22 protein-coding genes and 1 pseudogene are annotated in these 24,139 nt (G+C 69.8%); 19 read left to right on the top strand and 4 right to left on the bottom strand.

Translation table 11 applies throughout. From position 1 onward, the window contains the following. Nucleotides 1-148: 148 nt before the first annotated feature. Nucleotides 149-913 (bottom strand): SGNH/GDSL hydrolase family protein, encoded by a 765-nt coding sequence (locus tag QE377_RS02560; protein ID WP_307319418.1) that lies wholly within the window; start codon nucleotides 911-913, stop codon nucleotides 149-151. A gap of 90 nt (nucleotides 914-1,003) precedes the next feature. On the opposite strand from QE377_RS02560, the gene QE377_RS02555 reads away from it, so the two are divergent. From QE377_RS02555 to prfA, 9 genes and pseudogenes are all read left to right on the top strand, one after another. Beyond that, nucleotides 1,004-1,801, top strand: a complete 798-nt coding sequence (locus QE377_RS02555) for a transglutaminase family protein (RefSeq protein ID WP_307319415.1) — start codon at nucleotides 1,004-1,006, stop codon at nucleotides 1,799-1,801. A gap of 55 nt (nucleotides 1,802-1,856) precedes the next feature. Then, a complete protein-coding gene (locus QE377_RS02550; protein ID WP_307319413.1) occupies nucleotides 1,857-3,521 on the top strand; it encodes an arginine--tRNA ligase in 1,665 nt (554 codons plus the stop codon). A gap of 1 nt (nucleotide 3,522) precedes the next feature. Further along, on the top strand, nucleotides 3,523-4,332 hold the full coding sequence (locus QE377_RS02545; protein ID WP_307319410.1) for a DUF2993 domain-containing protein: 810 nt from the start codon (nucleotides 3,523-3,525) through the stop codon (nucleotides 4,330-4,332). A 119-nt stretch (nucleotides 4,333-4,451) separates the two neighbouring features. Further along, nucleotides 4,452-5,849: a diaminopimelate decarboxylase gene (lysA, locus tag QE377_RS02540; RefSeq protein WP_307319407.1), complete on the top strand. Its 1,398-nt coding sequence runs from the start codon at nucleotides 4,452-4,454 to the stop codon at nucleotides 5,847-5,849. Continuing rightward, a complete protein-coding gene (locus tag QE377_RS02535) occupies nucleotides 5,846-7,168 on the top strand; it encodes a homoserine dehydrogenase (RefSeq protein ID WP_307319405.1) in 1,323 nt (440 codons plus the stop codon). The genes lysA and QE377_RS02535 overlap by 4 nt, the downstream gene beginning before the upstream one ends. A gap of 1 nt (nucleotide 7,169) precedes the next feature. Next, nucleotides 7,170-8,269: pseudogene (thrC, locus tag QE377_RS02530) on the top strand (threonine synthase). Then, complete coding sequence (gene thrB, locus QE377_RS02525; protein WP_307319401.1) at nucleotides 8,266-9,210, top strand: homoserine kinase; 945 nt, start codon at nucleotides 8,266-8,268, stop codon at nucleotides 9,208-9,210. The pseudogene thrC and the gene thrB overlap by 4 nt, the downstream one beginning before the upstream one ends. 177 nt (nucleotides 9,211-9,387) lie before the next feature. Beyond that, nucleotides 9,388-11,358 carry a transcription termination factor Rho gene (gene rho, locus QE377_RS02520; protein WP_373459505.1) on the top strand — a complete coding sequence of 657 codons (1,971 nt, stop codon included), beginning with the start codon at nucleotides 9,388-9,390 and terminating at the stop codon, nucleotides 11,356-11,358. Nucleotides 11,359-11,384: 26 nt separating this feature from the next. Then, the gene (gene prfA / locus QE377_RS02515) at nucleotides 11,385-12,461 is read left to right on the top strand and encodes a peptide chain release factor 1 (RefSeq protein ID WP_307319397.1); all 1,077 of its coding nucleotides are present in this window, start codon (nucleotides 11,385-11,387) and stop codon (nucleotides 12,459-12,461) included. 10 nt (nucleotides 12,462-12,471) lie between these two features. Here the strand turns inward: prfA and QE377_RS02510 are convergent, their stop codons facing one another. From QE377_RS02510 to cysK, 3 genes are all read right to left on the bottom strand, one after another. Beyond that, entirely contained in the window at nucleotides 12,472-13,869 is a 1,398-nt protein-coding gene (locus QE377_RS02510) for an amidase (RefSeq protein WP_307319394.1), read from the bottom strand. 107 nt (nucleotides 13,870-13,976) lie between these two features. Beyond that, nucleotides 13,977-14,552: a serine O-acetyltransferase EpsC gene (gene epsC / locus QE377_RS02505; RefSeq protein ID WP_307319392.1), complete on the bottom strand. Its 576-nt coding sequence runs from the start codon at nucleotides 14,550-14,552 to the stop codon at nucleotides 13,977-13,979. Further along, the gene (gene cysK / locus QE377_RS02500; protein ID WP_307319390.1) at nucleotides 14,552-15,490 is read right to left on the bottom strand and encodes a cysteine synthase A; all 939 of its coding nucleotides are present in this window, start codon (nucleotides 15,488-15,490) and stop codon (nucleotides 14,552-14,554) included. The genes epsC and cysK overlap by 1 nt, the downstream gene beginning before the upstream one ends. Before the next feature lie 97 nt (nucleotides 15,491-15,587). Between cysK and prmC the strand changes: the two genes are divergently transcribed. From prmC to QE377_RS02450, 10 genes are all read left to right on the top strand, one after another. Beyond that, nucleotides 15,588-16,493, top strand: coding sequence for a peptide chain release factor N(5)-glutamine methyltransferase (gene prmC / locus QE377_RS02495; protein ID WP_307319388.1), 906 nt, complete (start codon nucleotides 15,588-15,590; stop codon nucleotides 16,491-16,493). A gap of 66 nt (nucleotides 16,494-16,559) precedes the next feature. Next, nucleotides 16,560-17,258 (top strand): L-threonylcarbamoyladenylate synthase, encoded by a 699-nt coding sequence (locus QE377_RS02490; RefSeq protein ID WP_307319387.1) that lies wholly within the window; start codon nucleotides 16,560-16,562, stop codon nucleotides 17,256-17,258. Further along, a complete protein-coding gene (locus QE377_RS02485; RefSeq protein WP_307319385.1) occupies nucleotides 17,255-18,421 on the top strand; it encodes an MraY family glycosyltransferase in 1,167 nt (388 codons plus the stop codon). Before QE377_RS02490 ends, QE377_RS02485 begins: the two co-directional genes overlap by 4 nt. After that, nucleotides 18,418-18,915 (top strand): hypothetical protein, encoded by a 498-nt coding sequence (locus QE377_RS02480; protein ID WP_307319382.1) that lies wholly within the window; start codon nucleotides 18,418-18,420, stop codon nucleotides 18,913-18,915. The genes QE377_RS02485 and QE377_RS02480 overlap by 4 nt, the downstream gene beginning before the upstream one ends. A gap of 114 nt (nucleotides 18,916-19,029) precedes the next feature. Continuing rightward, the gene (atpB, locus tag QE377_RS02475) at nucleotides 19,030-19,854 is read left to right on the top strand and encodes a F0F1 ATP synthase subunit A (protein ID WP_192900672.1); all 825 of its coding nucleotides are present in this window, start codon (nucleotides 19,030-19,032) and stop codon (nucleotides 19,852-19,854) included. A 40-nt stretch (nucleotides 19,855-19,894) separates the two neighbouring features. After that, nucleotides 19,895-20,131: a F0F1 ATP synthase subunit C gene (atpE, locus tag QE377_RS02470; RefSeq protein WP_137416467.1), complete on the top strand. Its 237-nt coding sequence runs from the start codon at nucleotides 19,895-19,897 to the stop codon at nucleotides 20,129-20,131. 28 nt (nucleotides 20,132-20,159) lie between these two features. Beyond that, complete coding sequence (locus QE377_RS02465; RefSeq protein WP_307319378.1) at nucleotides 20,160-20,720, top strand: F0F1 ATP synthase subunit B; 561 nt, start codon at nucleotides 20,160-20,162, stop codon at nucleotides 20,718-20,720. After that, nucleotides 20,720-21,511 (top strand): F0F1 ATP synthase subunit delta, encoded by a 792-nt coding sequence (locus tag QE377_RS02460; protein WP_307319375.1) that lies wholly within the window; start codon nucleotides 20,720-20,722, stop codon nucleotides 21,509-21,511. The genes QE377_RS02465 and QE377_RS02460 overlap by 1 nt, the downstream gene beginning before the upstream one ends. A gap of 63 nt (nucleotides 21,512-21,574) precedes the next feature. Beyond that, complete coding sequence (gene atpA / locus QE377_RS02455) at nucleotides 21,575-23,215, top strand: F0F1 ATP synthase subunit alpha (RefSeq protein ID WP_307319372.1); 1,641 nt, start codon at nucleotides 21,575-21,577, stop codon at nucleotides 23,213-23,215. An 18-nt stretch (nucleotides 23,216-23,233) separates the two neighbouring features. After that, nucleotides 23,234-24,139, top strand: coding sequence for a F0F1 ATP synthase subunit gamma (locus QE377_RS02450; protein ID WP_307319369.1), 906 nt, complete (start codon nucleotides 23,234-23,236; stop codon nucleotides 24,137-24,139).

Here is a 24,139-nt window from a genome sequence, read left to right as displayed (position 1 = left end):
CCCGGACGGTGACGGTGGGGCCGGCGCTCGGGCACGGGCGCGGCGGGTCGCCGTGCCCCCGGCGTTCACGTTAGCCAGCAGAGGGGCCGGGGCGGCTCCGGTGGTTCTGCTCGCCGAAAGGGTGCATAATGCCCGCCTGCACCGGAGCTCAGTCGGAGCGCAGGCCCTCGAGCGCAGCGGTGAGCCGCTCTGCGAGGTAGGCGTGGCCTTCGGTGGTGGGGTGATGCCGCCCGACCGGTCCGCTGTCGATGATCCACGCGTAGTTCTCCGGCGTGATCCACCGTTGACCCACAGGGGAGATGTATGGCCAGCCGCGCACCGCTGCCGCCCGGCTCAGCCGTTCGTCGATCTCGGCGGTCGCCGCCTCGACGGGAAGGATCTGGGGAGCGGGTCCGAGGATGACGACCTGCGCCTCCGGGTACAGTGCGGCGAGCGCGTCCCAGGCCCCGCGTACGGCTTCGTCGTAGCCGTCGAGAGGAACCTTCCGATCGTTGATCGAGCCCTGTACGACGATCAGATCGGGATGGTCGGACGCATCCAGCTCGGCGACGCGCTCGCCGAATGTCCCGCCGTCGATGCCGGGAACGAGGTAGCCGCTGCCCCGTGAGCCGTTCACGTTCGTCTCGCCGCCCATGAGCGGACCGAGGAGGTAGGCGTAGCCCAGCGTGGGTGCGGAGGCGGCGGAACCGTAGGTCCAGGAGTCGCCGAGAACGAGGATGCGGGGGTGATCGGGCAGCGAGATGGACGCCACCGGAGCGGGCGCCGCGCCTCCCGCATCCGCTCGGCTGACCGGTAGTGCTCCTGTCGCCCAGGGGCGCGTCAGCGCGAGTGCGCAGATGCACGCGATCGCCGCCGCCAGCGTCGCCAGGACGGCGATCGCGCGGCGCGGCGAAAGCCGGGCGGATCGGGTCATGGCTCGAGCGTACGGTGTGGCGGGCCGGAGCGGGTTCGCGAGAGGGATGCGGCGGGCCTCGGCCCTCGATCCGCATGCGAGGATGGGCCGGTGCAGCGCCAAGTGAGAGCCGAACTCGACCTCGAATTGGGCTCCTCCGTCGACCTCATCCTGCAGATCGCGGTGGCGCGATCTGCGGGGGTCGTGAGCGAGCGGTTGAGCCTGGTGCAGGACGGCCGCGAGGTGCTGCCGAGGGAGCTCGTGGATGCGGCCGGCAACCGCCTGCACCGCCTGACGGGTGAGGCCGGGCTCCTCCAGGTGCGCTACGAGGCGGTCGTGGGCGCGGGGGTCGAGTCTGCGACGACGGAGATCGACACGATCGCGGCTCTGCGTCCGAGCCGGTACGCCCAGTCCGACGAGGTCTTCGCCACCGCGCGCCGACTCTTCCGGGGGTTGAGCGGTCGGGCACTCGTGGAGGCCGTCTCCGAGTTCGTGGCCACGAGCGTCACCTACACCCCGGGGATGAGCCTCGGCACCGACAGCGCGGTCACGACCCTCGCCAGCGGGCAAGGCGTCTGTCGCGACTACGCCCATCTCGTCATCGCGCTGCTGCGTGCCATGGACATACCCGCGCGGTATGTCGCCTGCTACGCGCCCCAGCTCGATCCCATGGACTTCCACGCCGTCGCCGAGGTGCTCGTCGAGGGCGAATGGAGCGTCATCGATGCCACCCGGCTCGCGCCGCGCTCCTCGCTCGTGCGTATCGCCACCGGCAGGGATGCGGCGGACTGCGCATTCCTGAGCTACCACGGCGGATACGTGGGACTGGACCGGCTCGAGGTGGACGCGACGGTGCAGGACGCGCCGGGTCCCGCCGACGATCATGCGGCGCTCGTTCCGATGGCCTGACGCCCCGACAGGCGGGCCGGGCCGTCGCGGCGGACGAACGTAGAATGGGACGCCTATGGATCCCGAACAGCTCTCCGCCGCCCTGCACGCCGTCGTCGCACCGATCGTCGAGGCGCGACGCCCCGGTGTCGAGGTCGCGGTGTCGGACGTCGTCCTCGAGCGTCCGAAGAATCGCGACCACGGCGACTGGGCGTCCAACATCGCTCTGAAGCTCGCCAAGCAGGTGGGCGCGAATCCGCGGGAGCTCGCCGCGGAGATCGCGGGCCCCCTCGGTGAGGTTCCCGGTGTCGCCTCCGTCGAGATCGCCGGTCCCGGGTTCATCAACATCCGTCTGGATGCTGCGGCCGCCGGTGCCCTCGCGCGCGTGATCGTCGAGGCGGGGGCGGCATTCGGCTCCAACACCACCCAGCGCGGCAACTCGATCAATCTCGAGTTCGTCAGCGCGAACCCGACCGGTCCGCTCCACATCGGCCACACCCGGTGGGCGGCGCTCGGCGATGCCATCGCCCGTCTGCTCCTGGCCAGCGGTGCCACGCTCGTGCGCGAGTTCTACATCAATGACGCGGGAGCCCAGATGGAGCGCTTCGGACGCTCCGTACTCGCCGCGGTGAAGGGCGAACCGGCTCCGGAGGGCGGCTACGTCGGCGCCTACATCCAGGACCTCGCCGAGCGCGTGCGGGCCGCGGACTTCCACGGCGAGCCCGGCGGCGTGCTGTTCGCCTCGCCTGAGGAACAGCTGGCGTTCACCACCGAGCTCGCCTACGCCCTGCAGCTGGGTGAGATCCAGGCCTCTCTCGAACAGTTCAACGTGCACTTCGACGTCTGGTACTCCGAGCGCGTACTGCATGACGGATCCCCGAGTCTCGTCGATGAGGCGGTCGAGCGTCTGCGGGAGCAGGGTCATGTCTTCGAACAGGACGACGCCGTCTGGGTGCGTACGACCGACTTCGGTGACGACAAGGATCGTGTCATCCGCCGCTCGAACGGCGAGTACACCTATTTCGCGGCGGATGCGGCCTACTACCTCAACAAGGGCGACCGCGGTTTCGCGCACAAGATCTACCTGCTCGGCGCCGACCACCACGGCTACGTCCACCGGCTCAAGGCGCTCGCCGGTGCGGCCGGCGACGACCCCGAGAAGGACATCGAGGTGCTGATCGGCCAGCTGGTCTCGGTCAACGGTGCCCGCCTCTCCAAGCGCGCGGGCAACATCATCGAGCTCGACGACCTGCGCGCCTGGCTCGGCACCGACGCCCTGCGGTATTCGCTGGCGCGTTATCCCGCCGACTCGCCGCTCACGCTGGACCCCGAGGTCCTGCAGAAGCGCACGAACGACAACCCCGTCTTCTACGTGCAGTACGCCCACGCGCGCACACACAATGTGGCGCGCAACGCCGCCGCATCCGGGGTGGAGCGCACCGCATTCGCCCCCGAACTGCTCACCCACGAGACCGAGTCGGCGCTGCTCGGCGCGCTGCAGGAGTTCCCGCGCCTGGTCGCCTTCGCCGCCGACCTGCGCGAGCCGCATCGCATCGCCCGGTATCTGGAGGAACTCGCGGGGCTCTATCACCGCTGGTACGACAACTGTCGCGTGATCCCGCTCGGCGACGACGAGGTGACCGACCTTCACCGCACGCGTCTGTGGCTCAACGACGCGACCGGCCAGGTCCTGCGCAACGGCCTGGACCTGCTGGGCGTCGGCGCACCCGAGCGGATGTGACATGAGCGAGGTGATGGGGCTGTTCGAGGACCACGACGACGCGCCCCGCACCGTGCGCCGACGCCGCCGGTGGCCGTGGCTCGTCGCGGTGCTGGTGGTTCTGGTTCTCATCGTCGCCGCGTTCTTCGCGGGGGAGTGGGTGGCGCGCGACCTCGTGACGAAGGCCGTGAAGCAGCAGCTCGTCTCGCGGCTCGATCTCGCCACTGATCAGCAGATCGATGTGGACATCGCCGATCCTTCGCTGCTGCTGGATCTCGTGCTGGGCGAGGTGGGTCAGGTGCGCATCTCGGCCGACGACGTGACGATCGGGGACTTCACCGGCGACGTGTCGGTGACCCTCCGCGATCTCGGCATCCGCGCACCTTTCACGCTGGGCTCCGGCGAGGCGACGGTATCGCTGGATGCCGAGCAGCTCCGCCCGCTGCTGGCCGAGGCGGCGCCGGTGTCCGTCGACGGCCTCACGATCGCGCAGCCCGATGTGAGCGCGTCGACACAGCTGTCGGTGTTCGGCCTCGCGGTGCCGGTGGACGTCGCGCTCACCCCGTCTTCCGCGGACGGGCAGCTCGTGCTCACCCCGGTGTCGCTGAGCGTCGCCGGCGCGGAGGTGACCGCGGACGGCCTGCGCGCGCAGTTCGGCTCCGTCGCCGACCCTCTCCTCGCCGGGTATCGGGTGCGCGTCGCGCAGTACCTGCCCCGCGGGCTCACCCTGAGCCGGGTCGCGGTGCAGGGTGATCGGCTCGCCGCCGACTTCGACATCGCGGGTGAGCTGCTCACCGATGCCGGTGCGCGGGAGAAGGGCAGCTGCGCCTGACGCATGGCGGGAGCGGCATAGGCGGTGCCCTAGACTTCAAGGGACTCGCGTCGGGGTGTCGTGACGGCTCCGCCGCCGCTGAGAATCCCGCCGCCCTTCACCACCGATTGGGTCTCGTAGTGTCCTCCTCGCACGACCGCGCTGCCGCCGAAGAGTGGCTCCCCGTGCCGGACGACGCGAACGATCTCGCGCCGGTCGTGTGGCCCGGATCCGCGTCGCGTCGCGACGGCCGTCTGCAGATCGGTGGAGTGGATGCGGGCGAGCTCGCCGCACGCTTCGGCACTCCGCTCTATGTCCTCGACGAGGACGAGGTGCGGGGCCGCGCCCGTCGAATCCTCGCCGCTTTCCGGCAGGCGGCGGCCCGGTACGGTGCCGAAGCGCGCGTCTACTACGCGGGCAAGGCGTTCCTCTCCGCGGCCGTGGCCCGGTGGGTGCTCGAGGAGGGGCTGCGCATCGACGTCGCGAGCCCCGGCGAGCTCGCTGTGGCGTCGGCCGCGGGCGCTGATCCGGCGCTGCTCGGCCTGCACGGCAACAACAAGTCCGCGAGAGAGCTGGCGCGGGCCGTCGAGATCGGGGTCGGGACGATCGTCGTGGACAGCGTCGACGAGATCGTGCGCCTCGCGTCGGTGACCGATGGTGCCTCCCGTCGGCAGCCCGTGCTGATCCGCGTCAACACCGGGATCCACGCCGAGACCCACGACTTCCTCGCCACGGCGCATGAAGACCAGAAGTTCGGCTTCTCCCTCGGCGGTGCGCGCGAGGCGGCGGCCCTCCTGCGCGCCATCCCCGGCGTCGAGCTGGTCGGATTGCACTGCCACATCGGATCCCAGATCTTCGGGTCGGAGGGCTTCGCCGCATCCGCTGAGCGTCTTGTCGCCCTCCACGCGGAGCTGGGCGGTCTGGACGTGCTCAACCTCGGCGGCGGTTTCGGCATCGCCTACACGCGCGACCAGCAGCCCGCAGTGATCGAGGAGCTCGCCGACGCCATCGTGGACGCGGTCGCCGCCACCTGCGCGCGCCTGGACGTGCCCGTGCCGACCCTCGTGTTCGAGCCGGGACGAGCGATCGTCGGAACGGCCGGTGTCACGCTGTACGAGATCGGCACGGTCAAGCCCGTCGCCCTCGGCGACGGTCTCGTGCGCACCTACGTCAGTGTCGACGGCGGGATGAGCGACAACGCCCGTCCGGCGCTCTACGGCGCCGACTACTCCGCGCGTATCGCCTCCCGAGTGAGCGATGCGGCACCCGCCCTCGTGCGGGTGGTCGGCTCGCACTGCGAGTCGGGCGACATCGTCGTCAACGCCGAGTATCTCCCCGCCGACGTCGCCCCGGGCGACCTGCTCGCGGTGCCGGCCACCGGCGCGTACTGCTTCTCGCTGTCGAGCAACTACAACTACATGCCGCGTCCCCCGGTGGTCGCGGTACGTGACGCCGAGGCGCGTGTCATCGTGCGCGGCGAGACGGTCGACGACCTCCTCGCCCGCGACGCCGTCCTCGCGCAGAAAGGTGATTCATGATCGACCATCGCCACCTCCGGGTCGCTCTGCTGGGAGCCGGCGCCGTCGGGTCGCAGGTCGCAGCTCTCCTGCTCAAGCACGGTGACGAGCTCGCGGACCGCGCGGGAGCCAGCCTCCAGCTCGCCGGCATCGCCGTGCGCGACGTCGACGCCCCGCGCGATGTGGATCTTCCGCAGGAGCTCTTCACGACAGACGCCGAGTCGCTGATCGTCGGCGCCGACATCGTGATCGAGCTCATCGGCGGCATCGAGCCGGCGAGGACCCATCTGCTGCAGGCGATCAATTCCGGCGCGGACGTCGTGACGGCGAACAAGGCCCTGCTGGCGACCTACGGCTCCGAGATCTTCGACGCCGCCGACCAGGTCGGGGCGCAGGTCTACTACGAGGCGGCCGCGGCCGGCGCCATCCCGATCATCCGCCCGCTGCGCGACTCGCTCGCCGGCGACCGTGTGCAGCGCATCATGGGCATCGTCAACGGGACGACGAACTACATCCTCGACCGGATGGACACCGAGGGTGCGGAGTTCGCGGATGTCCTGGCGCAGGCGCAGGCGCTCGGCTACGCAGAGGCCGACCCGACGGCCGACGTGGAAGGCTACGACGCGGCGCAGAAGGCCGCCATCCTCGCCTCGCTCGCCTTCCACACGGCCGTTCCGCTCGAGTCCGTCCACCGCGAGGGCATCACGGAGATCACGACGCAGATGATGGATGCGGCGCGTCACGCCGGCTACGTCATCAAGCTGCTCGCTGTCTGCGAGCGGCTGACCGGACAGGACTCGCCCACCGGCGAGGCGATCTCGGTGCGGGTGTACCCGGCGCTGGTGCCTCGCTCGCACCCCCTCGCCAGCGTCCACGGCGCCAACAACGCCGTCTTCGTCGAGGCGGAGGCGGCCGGTTCGCTCATGTTCTACGGTGCCGGCGCGGGCGGCGTGCAGACCGCATCCGCCGTGCTGGGCGACGTCGTCTCGGCGGCACGTCGCCACATCGCGGGCGGCGTGGGTGTGGGGGAGTCCACGCGCGCGAACCTGCCCGTCCTGCCGATCGGCCACGCGCAGACGCGCTACCAGATCACGCTCGAGGTCAGCGACCAGGCGGGCGTGCTCGCCCACATCGCCGGGACCCTGAGCGACGGGCACGTCTCGATCGCGACGGTCGAGCAGACGGTCATCGCCGACAACGGCGCAGACTCGGGCCGGGCGCGCCTGGTCATCGGAACGCACAAAGCACGCGAGCAGGATCTCAGCGACACGGTCGATCGACTCGCGGACAGCGACGTCGTCGAGCGGGTCGTCTCGGTCCTGCGGGTAGAAGGAGACTGACATGGCACACCTCTGGCGCGGAGTCCTCCGCGAGTACGCCGACCGCCTCGGCGTGACCGACGCCTCCACGGTGGTCACCCTCGGCGAGGGCGGCACCCCGCTCATCCCGGCACCGGCTCTGTCGCACCGCACCGGTGCCGAGGTCTGGGTCAAGTTCGAGGGCATGAACCCGACCGGCTCGTTCAAGGACCGCGGCATGACGGTGGCGCTCTCGCGCGCCGTCGAGCACGGGGCCAAGGCCGTGATCTGCGCGTCGACGGGCAACACCTCGGCGTCGGCCGCCGCCTACGCCGCGCACGCCGGCATCACCGCCGCCGTGCTCGTGCCCGAGGGCAAGATCGCGATGGGCAAGCTCAGCCAGGCCGTTGCGCATGGCGGCAAGCTCATCCAGATCCGCGGCAACTTCGACGACTGCCTCGAGATCGCCCGCGAGCTCGCCGCGAACTACCCGGTGCACCTCGTGAACTCGGTCAACCCGGACCGCATCGACGGTCAGAAGACCGCCGCCTATGGTCCGCCGCCTATGAGGTCGTCTCCCAGCTGGGCGACGCCCCCGACTTCCACATCGTGCCCGTCGGCAACGCGGGCAACTACACCGCCTACACGCGCGGCTACACCGAGGAGGCCGAACGCGGCGCCTCCACCAAGGTTCCGCGGATGTTCGGACTCCAGGCCGCGGGCTCCGCCCCGCTCGTGCGCGGCGAGGTCGTCAAAAACCCCGAGACGGTGGCCAGTGCCATCCGCATCGGGAACCCCGCGTCCTGGCAGTTCGCCCTCGAGGCGCGCGACGCCACGGACGGTTGGTTCGGCGCCATCGAGGACGACCGCATCCTCGCCGCGCAGAAGCTGCTGAGCGAGACGGTCGGCGTCTTCGTCGAGCCGGCCTCCGCGATCTCCGTCGCGGGTCTCCTCGACCGCGCGGAAGCCGGAGTCATCCCGGCGGGTGCCCGCGTGGTGCTCACCGTCACCGGTCACGGTCTCAAGGATCCGCAGTGGGCCTTGCGCGACGCATCCGGCGGCGAGGTCGCTCCCACCGTCGTCGACAACTCCGTCTCGGAGGTCGCCTCGGTGCTGGAGCTCGCCCCGCAGGGCTCTCAATGACGATCGCCGTGGGCCGCGCGGTGACGGTGCGCGTGCCCGCCACGAGTGCCAACCTCGGTCCCGGCTTCGACACGCTCGGGCTGGCGCTGAGCGTCTACGACGAGCTCGAGGTCGAGGCCCTCGAACCGGGCCTGCTGGAGATCGAGGTCGACGGCGCCGGCGCCGACCAGGTCCCGCGCGACGCGTCGCATCTCGTGGTGCGTGCCATCGCCTACGCCTTCGCGGATGCGGGTCTGCCCATGCCGGGCCTGCGCCTGCGCGCACGCAACGTCATTCCGCACGGACGGGGGATGGGCTCCTCCGGCGCCGCCGTCGTCTCCGGGCTCTTGGCCGCCAAGGGACTGCTCGAGGGTGAGGCGGATCTCGACGCCGACACGCTGCTGCGGCTCGCCACGGAGCTCGAGGGCCACCCCGACAACGTCGCGCCCGCCCTCTTCGGGGGTCTCACGATCGCGTGGGTCGACGAGAACGGTCCGCAGCACAAGAAGCTGCTCGTGCACCGCGGTGTGTCCCCGATCGTCTTCGTGCCCGAGTTCACGATGTCGACCTCGGTCGCGCGCGGTCTCCAGCCCGATCAGTTCTCGCGCGCGGACGCGGTGTTCAACGTCTCGCGCTCGGCGCTGCTGATCGCGGCGCTGACGCAGAGCCCCGAGCTGCTCATGGCCGCCACCGAGGACAAGCTGCACCAGAGCTATCGTGCGGCAGCGATGCCGGAGACGGACCGCCTCGTGCAGGCGCTGCGTCGGGAGGGATTCGCGGCGGTCGTCTCCGGGGCGGGGCCCTCCGTCCTCGTGCTCGCCGACGGTCCCGGACGTCGTCTGGAAGCCGCTCAGCTGGTGGCCTCGCACGCGGACACTCCGTGGGAGGCGCTCATGCTCGCGGTCGACTTCAAGGGTGGTACAGTGAGGGACAACGCGGAGGGTGCCACGTCACTGACGTGAATCTGGCCTCCGTCGCAATCTGCGAACCGGCCGCGTGACCCCTGCACTCATACCCGCGCCACATCCCCGCGATGTGGTCGCGCGTATCCCGAGCATGCGCTGGGTGTAGACGGATGCCTGTCTGTTGGGCCTTCTGTGCGGTCACGCGCTGACACACGTTTCATCAAGGGAGTACTCGTGGAGTCCATCTCCGAGATCCAGTCCACCGACGCCAACGTCGACGCCAACGTCGCCGAGGCCGTCCCCGCAGCCGAGGCTCCGGCATCCGACGCGCCTGCAGCCGAGGCTGCGGCATCCGAGGCTCCGGCGAAGGCGCCGCGCAAGCGCGCGCCCCGTCGAGCCAAGAGCGCAGAGGCCCCCGCCGCGGACGCCGCTGCCGCTGGTGAGGTCGCCGAGGAGGCACCTGCCGCCGCCGAGGCTCCGGCCGCCGAGGCACCCGCCGACGCCGCCCCCGCCGCGGATGACGCGGCAGCCGCCGAAGAGGCGCCCGTCACGAAGGCTCCGGCCAAGAAGGCCCCGCGTCGGGCTCGCAAGTCTGCAGCAGCTCCGGAAGAGGCACCGGCCGAGACGGCGGAGGCCGCTGCCGAGCCGCCGGCGGCGGAAGCCGCTGCCACCGATGTCGCGTCGACGGATGCGACATCGACCGAGACCGAGACCGCGCTCGTGCCTGCCGAGGCAGCCGACACGGCGCCCGTCGCCGAAACCTCCGGCGAGAAGGCCTCCGATGCCTCCGGCGAGGAGAACGCCGAGGGTGAGCAGAGCGGCCGCAGCCGTAGCCGTAGCCGTAGCCGCAACCGCAACCGTCGCGAGAACGCTCAGGGTGCAGCCGGCCAGAACGGCCAGCAGAACCAGGGCCAGACCGCCGCTCCCGCCGCGGAGGACGACGAGCAGCAGTCCGGTCGCGGCCGCCAGCGCAACAAGCGCCGTGGCCAGGGCCAGGGCGACGAGTTCGAGACCGAGATCGGCGAGGACGACGTCCTCATCCCGATCGCCGGTGTGCTCGACGTGCTCGACAACTACGCGTTCGTCCGCACGACCGGCTACCTGCCGGGTGCGAGCGATGTGTACGTCTCGCTCGGCCAGGTCAAGAAGTACAACCTCCGCAAGGGCGACGCGGTCGTCGGCGCGATCAAGCAGCCCCGCGAGGGCGAGCAGTCGGGCCGTCAGAAGTACAACGCGCTCGTCAAGGTCGACGCGATCAACGGCCTCTCGGTCGAGGATGCGGCCGAGCGCGTCGAGTTCGGCAAGCTCACCCCGCTCTACCCGCAGGAGCGTCTGCGCCTGGAGACCGCGCCCGAGAAGCTGACGCAGCGCATCATCGATCTCGTCGCTCCCATCGGCAAGGGCCAGCGCGGCCTCATCGTCGCGCCGCCGAAGGCCGGAAAGACGATCGTGCTGCAGCAGATCGCCAACGCGATCGCGCACAACAACCCCGAGGTCCACCTCATGGTCGTGCTCGTGGACGAGCGCCCCGAAGAGGTCACCGACATGCAGCGCACGGTGAAGGGCGAGGTCATCGCTTCGACCTTCGACCGTCCGGCAGAAGATCACACCACGGTCGCCGAGCTCGCCATCGAGCGCGCCAAGCGCCTCGTGGAGCTCGGTCGCGACGTCGTCGTCCTGCTCGACTCGATCACCCGCCTGGGTCGCGCGTACAACGTGTCGGCGCCCACGAGCGGGCGCGTGCTCTCCGGCGGTGTCGACGCCGCGGCCCTCTACCCGCCCAAGCGCTTCTTCGGCGCCGCGCGCAACATCGAGAACGGCGGCTCGCTCACGATCCTCGCGACCGCGCTGGTAGAGACGGGCTCCAAGATGGACGACGTCATCTTCGAGGAGTTCAAGGGCACCGGCAACAGCGAGCTGCGGTTGAGCCGTCAGCTCGCCGACAAGCGCATCTTCCCCGCGGTCGACGTGAACGCGTCCAGCACGCGTCGCGAAGAGATGCTGCTGTCGGCGGACGAGGTCAAGATCACCTGGAAGCTGCGGCGTGCGCTGGCGGGCCTCGACCCGCAGCAGGCCCTCGAGGTCGTGCTCGGCAAGCTCAAGGAGACCTCCTCGAACGTCGAGTTCCTCGTGCAGATGCAGAAGTCCATCCCGGCTCCGGCCTCGGGCGGGCACTCGCACGGCCACGAGAACAACATCCGCTGATCCTGTCGGCCGTGTCCGATTCCGGCATGTTCGAGTCCGTCCGCGGGCTCCTCGACGAGCACAGAGCGGTCCAGGAGGAGCTCTCCGACCCCGCCGTGCACGCCGACGCCGCGCGCGCGAAGCGGGTGAACCGGCGCTACGCCGAACTCTCCCGCATCGTGCACGCGTACGAGGCGTGGCAGGGGGCCGTGGACGACCTCGCGGCCGCCCGTGAGCTCGCGGGCGAGGACGCGGCGTTCGCCGATGAGGTCCCCGCGCTCGAGGAGCAGCGCGACGCCGCCCAGGAGCGGCTGCGGCGCCTGCTCATCCCGCGCGACCCCGACGACGCACGTGACGTGATCATGGAGATCAAGGCCGGCGAAGGCGGCGCCGAGAGCGCGCTGTTCGCGGCAGACCTGTTGCGCATGTACGTGCAGTATGCGGCATCGCAGGGGTGGAAGACCGAACTGCTCGAGCGCAACGAATCGGACCTGGGCGGCTACAAGGACGTCCAGGTGGCGATCAAGGGCGCCAGTACCGACCCCGCGGCCGGTGTCTGGGCTCACCTCAAGTACGAGGGCGGCGTGCACCGCGTGCAGCGAGTGCCCGCGACCGAGTCGCAGGGCCGCATCCACACGTCGACGACGGGTGTCCTCGTCTTCCCGGAGGTCGACGAGCCGGAGGAGATCCAGATCGATCAGAACGATCTGAAGATCGACGTCTTCCGCTCGTCCGGCCCCGGCGGTCAGTCGGTCAACACCACGGACTCGGCCGTGCGCATCACCCACGTGCCCACCGGCATCGTCGTCTCGATGCAGAACGAGAAGAGCCAGCTGCAGAACCGCGAGGCGGCGATGCGTGTGCTGCGCGCCCGCCTGCTCGCCAAGCAGCAGGAGGAGCGGGACGCCGCCGCATCGGACGCCCGCCGCTCGCAGATCCGGGGCATGGACCGCTCCGAGCGCATCCGCACGTACAACTTCCCCGAGAACCGCATCGCCGACCACCGCACCGGCTACAAGGCCTACAACCTCGACCAGGTCATGGACGGTGCGCTGGGGCCCATCATCGACTCCGCCATCGCGGCGGACGAAGAGGCACGACTGGCGGCGCTCGCGGGGGAGTGAGCGCCCTTCGTCACCAGGCGGGCGGATGCGCCGGCGTGCCGCGGTGCTCTTCGAGCTGCGTCGCCAGCGACAGGATCGCGGCCTCGCCACCGGGCCGTCCGACCAGCTGTACCGACACCGGGTGCCCCGACGCGGCGACCCCCACGGGCAGTGTCACCGCCGGCAGCCCGGCGACGTTGACGAAGCTCGAGTACGGCGCGTACTCCACCTGCAGGGCGAAGGTTCGGAGCGGGTCGTGCCCGTCGTACCAGCCGATCGGACGCGGCGTCTGTGCGAGGGCGGGCATCAGGACGGCGTCGTAGGGCGCGAAGGCGGCGACGGTCTGACGTTCGAACGCCCGGGCGGCGCTCAGCGTCTCCAGCGCCTCGATGCCCGAAAGTGCACGCCCCTCCTGCACGAGCCACGCGGTCAGCGGTTCGACGAGATCGCGGTCGGCGTCCGAGAGCGGGATGCGCGCGGCGCTGACCCGCCACAGTCGGCGGAACATGTCCGGGTATCCGCGCGGGCGCCACAGGGCGTCCTCGACGTGATGCCCGTCGCCGGCGAGCCAGGATGCGGCGCGCTCGAGAGCCTCGCGTGCGTCGGGATCCAGGCGGATGTCCTCATCGCCGTCCCACGGGGAGACCGTGGTGACGCCGATCCGGGCCGGCTGCGGCATCCGTCGCACGGCGTCGAGGAGGCTGCCCGTTCCGGGGGCTGTGGTCGCGTACGGGTACGGCGCGAGTCCCGCCAGGACGTCGAACAGGTAGGCGGCATCGGCGACCGTGCGCGCCAGGGGACCGGTGACGGCCAGCTGATCGGGGGAGTCCAGACCCGATCCGATGGGCAGGCGGCCGCGCGACGGCTTGAGTCCGACGACGCCCACGGTCGCCGCAGGGATGCGGATCGAGCCGCCGCCGTCGGAGCCCACGGCGGCCGGCAGCAGACCCGCGGCGACGGCGACGGCCGCGCCGCCGCTCGAGCCGCCCGCGCCGTTGGCCGTGTCCCAGGGATCGCGCGCCGGGGAGCCGGTCCGCGGCTCCGTGTAGCCCGTCAGACCGAACTCGCTCGTCGCCGTCTTGCCGACGTTCACGACGCCCGCGGCGTCGAGGGCGAGCGCCAGCGGGTCGGACACTGCCGGGGTGTGATCCGCGCGGGCGCGGGAGCCGTAGCGCGTGGGGACGCCCGCCCGCGCCACGAGGTCCTTGTCCGCGTGGGGGATCCCGTAAAGGGGGCCGCGCGCCGTGGTGCGGGAGAGTCGTTCCGCACGCTCGAGCGCAGCCTCGCCGGTGACCTCCGCGAACGCACCCAGCTCCGCGTGCGCCGCGATGCGCGACAGGTAGTGTCTGGTGACCTCGAGCGGGTCCAGATCACCGCCGCGCAGCATCCGCGCCAGCTCGACGAGGGACAGCTCGTGCAGCTCGCTCATCCTCCGAGCGTACGGTGCCGCGACGTGTGCACGACCAGTGGTGCGGGAGTGCCCTGGTGGGGCGGATGCGGCGCCGAAGCCCGAGCTTTTCGTGCAGACGTCGCGGGCTAGATCGAGTACTCGGGTGCGGTCAGCAGCGCGCGGGTGTCCTCGTTGCGCCCACGGGGGCGAGCCTTCGCGGGCACGCCGACCAGCACGCTGTCGGCGGGGGCGTCGCGCGTGACCACCGCGTTGGCCCCGACGACGCTGTGCGCGCCGATGTGCACGGGCCCCAGGATCTTGGCGCCCGCGCCGACCGCGACACCGTTGCCGAGCGTCGGGTGCCGCTTGCCGCCTTCGCGCTGGCGGCCGCCGAGGGTGACGCCGTGGTAGAGCATGACGTCGTCGCCGACCTCCGCCGTCTCACCGATGACGACGCCCATGCCGTGATCGATGAAGAAGCGGCGCCCGATGCGCGCGCCGGGATGGATCTCGATGCCGGTGAGCCATCGCGTCACCTGCGAACCCGCCCGCGCGATGAAACGCACGCGCCGACGCCACAGCGCGTGCCAGACGCGATGTGCCCAGATCGCGTGGAGACCCGGGTACAGCAGGGCGATCTCCACCCCGCCGCGCGCAGCGGGGTCCCGCATCCGTGCGGCGGCGATGTCCTCCCGGATGCGGCGAATCACGGCGACCGGCATCAGTCCTCGCGGAGGTCTTCGAACAGAGCGGTCGTGAGGTAGCGCTCGCCCGCCGACGGGATGATGACGACGATGTTCTTGCCCGCTGCCTCGGGGCGCGCGGCGATCTGGAGAGCCGCCCAGATCGCGGCGCCGCTGGACATGCCCACGAGCACGCCGTCCTTGGCGGCGGTCTCCCGAGCGACGCGGATCGCGTCGTCGAACTCGACGTCGATGACCTCGTCGATGATGTCGCGGTTCAGGATGGCGGGGACGAAGTTCGGCCCGATGCCCTGGATCTTGTGCGGTCCCGGGTGTCCCTTGGTGAGGATGGGGGAGTCGGCGGGCTCGACGGCGACGATCTTCACGTCCGGCACGCGCTCCTTCAGCACCTCGCCGACACCCGTGATCGTGCCGCCCGTGCCGATGCCCGCGACGAAGTAGTCGACCTTGCCGTCGGTGTCGCGCAGGATCTCCTCGGCGGTGGTGCGACGGTGGATGGCGGGATTCGCCTCGTTCTCGAACTGACGGGCCCAGACGGCGCCGGGCGTCTCGGCGACGATGCGCTTGGCCTCGTCGACCGCGAACGACATGCCCTTCGTCGGGTCGGTGAGCACGAGCTCGGCGCCGAAGGCCTTCAGCAGGATGCGGCGCTCCTTCGACATCGATGCGGGCATGGTGAGGATGACGCGGTACCCGCGGGCGGCTCCCACCATTGCGAGGGCGATGCCGGTGTTGCCGCTCGTGGACTCCACGATCGTGCCGCCCGGCTTGAGCTCGCCGGACGCCTCCGCGGCGTCGACGATCGCGATCCCGAGACGGTCCTTCACGCTGGAGGCGGGGTTGTAGAACTCGAGCTTGGCCAGGACGACGCCGTCGACGCCCTCCGTCACGCGGTTCAGACGCACGAGAGGCGTCTCGCCGAACGCGGAGGTGATGTCGGAGTGGATGCCGGGCATGACGCGACCTTTCGAGTCGGGGACGAGGTGCGCCCAGCCTAGGGGAGCAATCCCGCCGGAGGCCGAGTATGACGCAGCGGGTAGGCTGGGCGGGCCCATGTGCCCTTCCACGCCTTCCGACCAGGATGTCCACGCGTCCGCGACATCGCGGATCGACGTCGTCCTCGGCGACGTCTCGGCGCGCTTCGCCCGTGCCGGCATCGTCGACCCGCGCGTCGATGCCGAGCTGCTCCTGGCACACGTGCTGGGGATCGGTCGCGGGGAGGTGCAAGCTGCGGCCATTCGCGCAGCCGAGCTCGACACCGCCGCGCGCGAGCGCCTCACGCGTCTCGTGGAGCGCCGTGCGGCACGCGAGCCGCTGCAGCATCTGACGGGCGTGGCGCCGTTCCGGCATCTGGAGCTCTCCGTCGGTCGGGGCGTCTTCGTGCCGCGCCCCGAGACCGAGATGGTCGCCCAGCTGGCCATCGACGCCCTGCGTGCCAGTGCATCGCCCGAGCCGGTCGCGGTCGATCTCGGGACCGGTTCCGGCGCGATCGCGCTGTCGATGGCGACCGAGGTGCCGCATGCGCGGGTGCACGCCGCGGAGAACTCCGTCGACGCCTACATCTGGGCCAAGGAGAACTTCGCGCGAGTGAACGCGCCGAACGCTCGGCTCGTCTTCGCCGACCTGTCGGACGCGTTCGGCGATCTCGACCAGAGCGTCTCGGTCCTGGTGTCCAACCCGCCGTATGTCCCCGCTGAGGCGATTCCGCGCGACCCGGAGGTCCGCCTCTACGATCCGCCGCAGGCGCTGTACGGCGGCGAGGACGGCCTCGACGTCGTGCGTGTGCTCGCCCAGGTCGGCCTGCGGCTGCTGCACCCGGGGGGCACGATCGTCATCGAGCACGCCGAGGTGCAGGGAGCGTCGGTCCGCGAGGTCTTGACCACGGCGGGGTGGCGATCGGCCGCCACGCACCCCGACCTCACGCTGCGTGACCGCGCCACCACCGCGATCCGACCCTGATCCCGTGACGTGAGCGCCGCCGCACTCCCCGGCAGGCGGCCGCCTCGCACGTAGAATGGAGCCGACATGTCCCCTCTCTACGACTGCCGCGACGAGTCGCAGCTCCTGGCCGGTATGCGCGCAGCCCGCCAGGCGATCGCACGCGGCGAGCTCGTCGTCCTGCCCACCGACACCGTCTACGGCGTCGCCGCTGACGCGTTCAGCCCCTCCGCGGTCGCTGCGTTGCTCGCGGCGAAGGGCCGGGGACGCCAGCAGCCTCCGCCCGTGCTCGTCGCAGGCCTGTCGACCGTGCGTGCGCTCGTGAGCGACCTGCCCGAGCCCATCGAACGCCTGGTCGAGGCGCATTGGCCGGGCGGGCTCACTGTCGTGCTGCCCGCTCAGCCCTCGCTGTCCTGGGACCTGGGGGAGACCCGCGGCACGGTGGCCGTTCGGATGCCGGCGCACCGGCTCGCCCTGGAGCTGCTCGAGGAGACCGGTCCGCTGGCCGTCTCGAGCGCGAACCTCACCGGCAAGCCCGCCGCGATCGACGCGCACGGCGCGTTCGAGATGCTCGGTGACAGCGTGTCGGTGTACCTCGACGACGGTGCGAGTGATCGCGGCGTGCCTTCGACCATCATCGATGCGACGCCGCTCGCGTTCGGCGGCATGGGACACGCCCGCATCCTCCGCTACGGAGCCGTCGACCGCTCCGAGATCCTGGCGGTGCTGGGCGACCGGCTCGAGCCGGAGCCGGAGCCGGATGAGGGCGCGGGCGACTCCGCGTGACGCAGTACCTGCTGATCGCCGTCGTCACGGCGCTCATCACGGCGGCGCTGTCGTGGACGGTCTGGCGTGTCGCCATCCGGTACAAGCTCCACCCGGCGATCCGCGAACGCGATGTCCACACCCGCCCGACGCCGCGCCTGGGCGGGATCGCGATGTTCCTCGGGGTGCTTGCGGCCTTCGCCATCTCCTCCACGAACCCGTTCTTCTCGATCTTCTGGATCGACCCGTGGCCGATCCTCTCGATCCTTGCCGCGACGCTGTTGATCGTGCTCGTCGGCATCGCGGACGACCTCTGGGACCTCGACTGGATGATCAAGCTCGGTGCCCAGTTCGTCGCGGCGGGCATCATCGCCTGGTTCGGGCACATCCAGATCTACGCCTTGCCGATCGGCGGGGTCACCGTGGGCTCGAGCTGGATGAGCATCGTGCTCACGGTGTTCTCGATCGTCATCGTGATGAACGCGGTCAACTTCATCGACGGACTGGACGGTCTCGTGGCGGGGGTGTGTCTGATCGCCAACGGCATCTTCTTCGTCTACGCGTACGTCCTCACCCGCGATGTCGGTGCCAGCACCTACTTCAATCTGTCTTCCTTCATCGCCGTCGTCCTCATCGGCGCGTGCGCGGGTTTCCTGCCGTTCAACTGGCACCGCGCGAAGATGTTCATGGGCGACTCGGGCGCCCTGATGCTCGGACTGCTCATGGCGACCTCCGCTGTCTCGATCACCGGCAACCTGCCTCCGGCCGCGTTGGATCCCGACCAGCTGGGTCGATCGCAGCTGCTGGGTGCCTTCATCCCGATCCTGCTGCCCATCGCCGTCGTCATCCTGCCGCTGCTGGACTTCGGGTCCGCCGTGTTCCGCCGGATGCGGGCGGGCAAGTCACCGTTCTCACCCGATCGCAAGCACCTGCACCATCGGATGCTCGACATGGGCCATTCCGACCGCGATGCCGTGCTCATCTTCTACGCGTGGACGGCGATCATCGGGATCACTTTCCTGCTGATGTACATCGCCACCCGTGAGGACTGGTTCGGCCAGTACTGGATCGGAGTGGCCTTCGGCGTGGTCGGCGTCGCCGCCTGCCTCGTCGTCACCTTCCTGCCCGCCCGCCGTTCGAGATCCACCACAGCCCCCGACGAGATCGCCGAGGAAACTCCATGAATGCCCCCACCCCCGTCTCCAGTACGCCCTTCCTGCGCACCGCCCTGCTGTGGTTCGCGGCGGTGATCGGCGTCCTGCTGGTCGCCGGAGCCGTCGGGGGACTGCTCGTCGCCGGCGTCGAGGGACTGATCAGCGCGCTGGTCGGCGTGCTGATCTCCGCCGTCTTCCTCGGGATCACCGCCGGCAGCATCCTCATCGCCAACCGCTGGTTCGGCGACCCGCTGTACGTGCCGATCTTCTTCGGCATCGTCCTGGGCGGGTGGATCCTCAAGCTGGTCGTGTTCGTGCTGGTCATGCTCACGCTGCGCGGGGCGGCCTGGATCGTGCCGGGCGTCTTCTTCGTGGCTCTGGTGGTGAGCGTCATCGCCTCGCTCGTGGTCGATGTCGTCGTGCTCATGCGCCGCCGGCTGCCGCACGTCTCGGACACCACACTGCCCACCGACCCGGAAGAGGGGGATCGCACCGATGACGCCCGCCCGTCGGGGTCGATGTGACTGGCGACCCTGGGAGTTTGATAGGCTGTTCCGGCACCCGACCACGAGCGCCAGAGTGCCCGAGCGCGGTGTACATCATCCATCGTCGCAACGGTTTAGACCGGTGCCCCGAAGTTGGAGCAAGCGCTGTTTAGTCAAGCTGCGACCCTGATCGTTTCCGCCGAGGAATCCGGCCCCGAGTTCCATGCGCCCTCCATCTGGGAATTCTTCCCGGATGCGATCCTCTTCGAGGGATCGCCCTTCGCGATCACGCGGATCAACCTGATCCAGATCCTGGCCACCGTCGTGCTCGTCGTGCTGTTCCTGGTCGGTACGCGACGGATGCGTCTGATCCCCACCCGCTTCCAGAGCGTCGTGGAGATGGGGCTCGATTTCGTCCGCGTCAACATCGCGCACGACCTGCTGGGCCGCAAGGACGGCAACCGCTTCCTGCCGATTCTCACGACCATCTTCTTCATGGTCCTGTTCATGAACATCACGGGCATCATCCCGGGTCTGAACATCGCCGGTACGAGCGTCATCGCGGTTCCGCTGCTGCTCGCCGTCGTGGCGTATGTCACCTTCATCTACGCAGGTGTCAAGAAGAGCCCCGGCAAGTTCTTCAAGAACTCTCTGATGCCTTCGGGCGTGCCGTGGCCGCTGTACATCATCATCATCCCGCTCGAGTTCCTGTCGACCTTCATCATCCGGCCGGTGACGCTCACCCTGCGTCTGCTGATGAACATGATCGTCGGACACCTCATGCTCGTGCTGTTCTTCGCCGCGACGCAGTTCTTCGTCTTCGGGCTCAGCGGATTCTGGACGCTGCTCGGCGCCGGAACACTCGCCTTCGGCTTCGCCTTCACCCTCTTCGAGATCCTGGTGGCCTTCCTCCAGGCATACGTCTTCACCATCCTGACCGCGGTCTACATCCAGCTCGCTGTCGCTGAAGAGCACTGATCGGGACGGCACCCGCCGCCCACAACGAAAGGAAACATCCGTGGACGCAACTACGGTTCTCGCCCAGGTGACCGGATCTGTCGCGACGATCGGCTACGGCCTCGCCGCCATCGGCCCCGCTATCGGCGTGGGCATCGTCGTCGGCAAGACGATCGAGGGCGTCGCTCGCCAGCCCGAGCTCGCCGGCCGCCTGCAGGTCCTCATGTTCATCGGTATCGCCTTCACCGAGGCGCTCGCCTTCATCGGTATCGCGACCGGCTTCATCTTCGGCGCCTGAGCCCCATCGACCAAAGTAAGGAGACAGGATGCTGAACGCTCTTGTCGCCCGCGCCGCCGAGGAAGGTGGCGCGGCAGCCCCGAGCCCCCTCATCCCGGCGGTGTACGACATCGTCTGGTCGGCGGTGTGCTTCGTCGTCATCCTGTTCGTCTTCTGGCGCGTCGTGCTTCCTCGGATGCAGGAGCTCCTCGACAAGCGGGCCGCCGCGATCGAGGGCAACATCGCCAAGGCCGACGAGGCACAGCGTCAGGCCGAGGCCGCGCTGGAGGAGTACACCGCTCAGCTCGCCGAGGCGCGCAAGGAAGCCGGTGAGATCCGTGAGGTCGCCCGCGAGGACGGCAAGAAGATCGTCGCCCAGGCACGTGAGGCCGCGTCGACCGAGGCTGCCCGTGTGAGCGCCCAGGCGCGCGCCCAGATCGAGGCCGAGCGCCAGACCGCCCTGGTCACGCTGCGCGCCGAGGTCGGCACGCTCGCTCTCGATCTCGCCGGCGGCGTGATCGGCGAGAAGCTGAGCGACGACAAGGCCGCTCAGGGCGTCGTCGACCGCTTCCTCGAAGAGCTCGAGGCCTCTGAGAAGGCGGCCAACTAATGGGAAGCGCCACCACGCACGCCCTCGCGGTGACCACCACCGCTCTGGGTGAGGCATCCGGTGTGGATCTCGAGGTCGCGGGCGAGCTGTTCCAGGCCGCCCGCGTCCTCGGGTCCTCGTCCGCGCTCGCGGGTGCGGTGTCCGATTCCGCCGCGGCCGGCGACGCCCGCCGCAAGGTCATCGCGGACGTGTTCGGCCCGAGGTTCTCCTCGGTCGCCGTGCAGCTGCTGGAGACCGTGGTGGTGCAGCGCTGGTCTTCCGCCGACGAGCTCGTCGACGGCGTCGAGGAGCTCGCGGTGCGGGCCGCGTCCGTCGCGGCGTCCGACGCGGACCTCGAGGGTGAGCTCTTCGCCTTCTCCCGCACGGTCGCCGAGAACCCCGAGCTCGAGCTCGCCTTCGGCTCGCGCATGGGCGACAACACCGCCAAGGGCGCGCTCGTGGAGAAGCTCCTCGAGGGGCGTGCGAGCGCGGCGACGGTCCTGGTGGTGTCCGGTCTCGTGCAGCAGCCGCGCGAGCGTCGGGTCCGCCAGGCGCTCACGCGTGCCCTGTCATTGGTCGCGGCGCAGCGTGGCCGAGTCGTGGCCACCGTCACGGTGGCGACACCGCTCAGCGATGCGCAGAGCGAGCGTCTCCGCTCCACCCTGTCGGCACGGTACGGCGCCGACGTGGCGTTGAACACGGTCATCGACCCGTCGATCGTCGGTGGACTGCGTGTGCAGATCGCCGACGACGTCATCGACGCGAGCGTCTCCGCGCGTCTCGCCGATCTCCGTCAGCGGCTCGCCGGCTGACAAGACTTCCCGCCGCAACGGCGGAGACTTCGGGGCCGAGGCCCCATGAACCGAAGGAAGACAATGGCAGACATCTCCATCAGCCCCGACGTCATCCGTGACGCCCTGAAGGACTTCGTCGCAGCATACGAGCCGACCGGCGCCGCGACGGCAGAGGTCGGGTCCGTCATCGACGCCGGTGACGGCATCGCGCACGTCGAAGGCCTCCCCGGCCTCATGGCGAACGAGCTCGTCGTGTTCGAGGATGGCACCCAGGGCCTCGCGCTGAACCTCGACGAGAAGGAAGCCGGTGTCGTCGTCCTCGGCGACTTCGCCGGCATCGAGGCCGGCCAGCCGGTCACGCGCACCGGTGAGGTCCTCTCCGCGCCCGTCGGCGACGGCTTCCTCGGCCGCGTCGTCGACCCGCTCGGAAACCCCATCGACGGCCTCGGCGCCATCGAGGCCGAGGGTCGTCGTGCTCTCGAGCTCCAGGCGCCCGGCGTCATGCAGCGCAAGAGCGTGCACGAGCCCCTGCAGACCGGCATCAAGGCCATCGACGCCATGATCCCCGTCGGCCGCGGCCAGCGCCAGCTCATCATCGGCGACCGCCAGACCGGCAAGACGGCCATCGCGATCGACACGATCATCAACCAGAAGGCCAACTGGGAGTCGGGCGACGTCAACAAGCAGGTTCGCTGCATCTACGTCGCCATCGGCCAGAAGGGTTCCACGATCGCCTCCGTGAAGGGTGCGCTCGAGGACGCCGGAGCGATGGAGTACACGACGATCGTCGCCGCTCCCGCCTCCGACCCCGCCGGCTTCAAGTACCTCGCCCCCTACACGGGCTCTGCCATCGGCCAGCACTGGATGTACGGCGGCAAGCACGTCCTGATCATCTTCGACGACCTGTCGAAGCAGGCCGAGGCCTATCGTGCCGTCTCCCTGCTGCTGCGCCGCCCGCCGGGCCGCGAGGCCTACCCGGGCGACGTCTTCTACCTGCACTCGCGTCTGCTCGAGCGCTGCGCGAAGCTGAGTGACGAGCTGGGCGCCGGGTCGATGACGGGTCTGCCCATCATCGAGACGAAGGCCAACGACGTGTCGGCCTACATCCCGACCAACGTGATCTCCATCACCGACGGCCAGATCTTCCTGCAGTCCGACCTGTTCAACGCCAACCAGCGTCCCGCGGTCGACGTGGGTATCTCGGTCTCGCGTGTCGGTGGTGACGCCCAGGTCAAGTCCATCAAGAAGGTCTCGGGCACGCTGAAGCTGGAGCTCGCGCAGTACCGCTCCCTCGAGGCGTTCGCGATGTTCGCGTCCGACCTGGATGCGGCCTCGCGTCGCCAGCTCGAGCGCGGTGCGCGCCTGACCGAGCTGCTGAAGCAGCCGCAGTACTCGCCGTACCCGGTGGAGGAGCAGGTCGTGTCGATCTGGGCCGGCACCAACGGCAAGCTCGACGCGATCGCGGTCGAGGACGTGCTGAAGTTCGAGCGCGAGCTGCTGGACCACCTGCGTCGCAACACGCAGATCCTCGACACCCTCCGCGACACCAACGTGCTCGACGACGCGACCGTCGCCGAACTCGAGAAGGTCACTGACGAGTTCATCCTGGAGTTCACCTCCGGTGGCGCCAAGGCCATCGGCGCCCCCGGCAACGAGCAGTTCGCTGCCGCCGAGGTCGAGGACATCAACCAGGAGAAGATCGTCAAGGGCCGTCGCGGCTGACGTACGGAACCGTAAATCATGGGCGCTCAACTCAGGGTCTACAAGCAGAAGATCGCTTCTGCTCAGACGACCAAGAAGATCACGAAGGCGATGGAGCTCATCGCGGCTTCGCGCATTCAGAAGGCGATGACGCGCGTGCGCGCATCCTCGCCCTTCGCGCAGGCCGTGACGCGGGCCGTGTCGGCCGTCGCGACGTACTCGAACGTCGACCACCCGCTCACGCGTGAGCCCGAGGTGATCCGCCGCTCCGCCGTCGTGATCTTCTCGTCCGACCGCGGATTGGCGGGGGCGTTCAACTCGCAGATCATCCGCGCGGGCCTGGAACAGGGCGAGCTTCTGCGCAGCGAGGGCCGCGAGCCGGTGTTCTACCTCGTCGGCCGCAAGGCGGTCGGGTTCTTCCAGTTCCGCAAGCTCGAAGCGGCCGGGGAGTGGACGGGTGACACCGACACACCGCACTTCTCGACCGCCGAGGAGATCGCGGACACGCTGCTCGAGGCCTTCCGCCGCGGCGGCGGAGCGGGCGGGGTGGACGAGATCCACCTCGTGTACAACCGCTTCGTGAGCATGATGACCCAGAGTCCGGAGACGGTGCGTCTCCTCCCGCTCGAGGTCGTCGAGGCGGCCGAAGAGGCGTCGTCGTCCGCGGCGGCGGTCTACCCGCTCTACGAGTTCGAGCCGGATGCCGAGGCCGTTCTGGACTCCCTGCTCCCGGTGTACATCCAGAGCCGCGTCTTCAACGCCCTCCTGCAGTCCTCGGCGGCCAAGCACGCCGCCACGCAGAAGGCGATGAAGTCGGCTAGCGACAACGCCGACAAGCTCATCACCGACTACACCCGCCTGCGCAACAACGCGCGTCAGGCCGAGATCACGCAGCAGATCGCCGAGATCGTCGGCGGCGCCGACGCCCTGGCGTCCGGCAAGTAG

It is taken from the genome of Microbacterium sp. SORGH_AS_0862 (assembly GCF_030818795.1).
In the GTDB taxonomy this organism is placed as follows: Bacteria; Actinomycetota; Actinomycetes; order Actinomycetales; family Microbacteriaceae; genus Microbacterium.
This window is presented reverse-complemented; position numbering and strand designations above follow the sequence as displayed.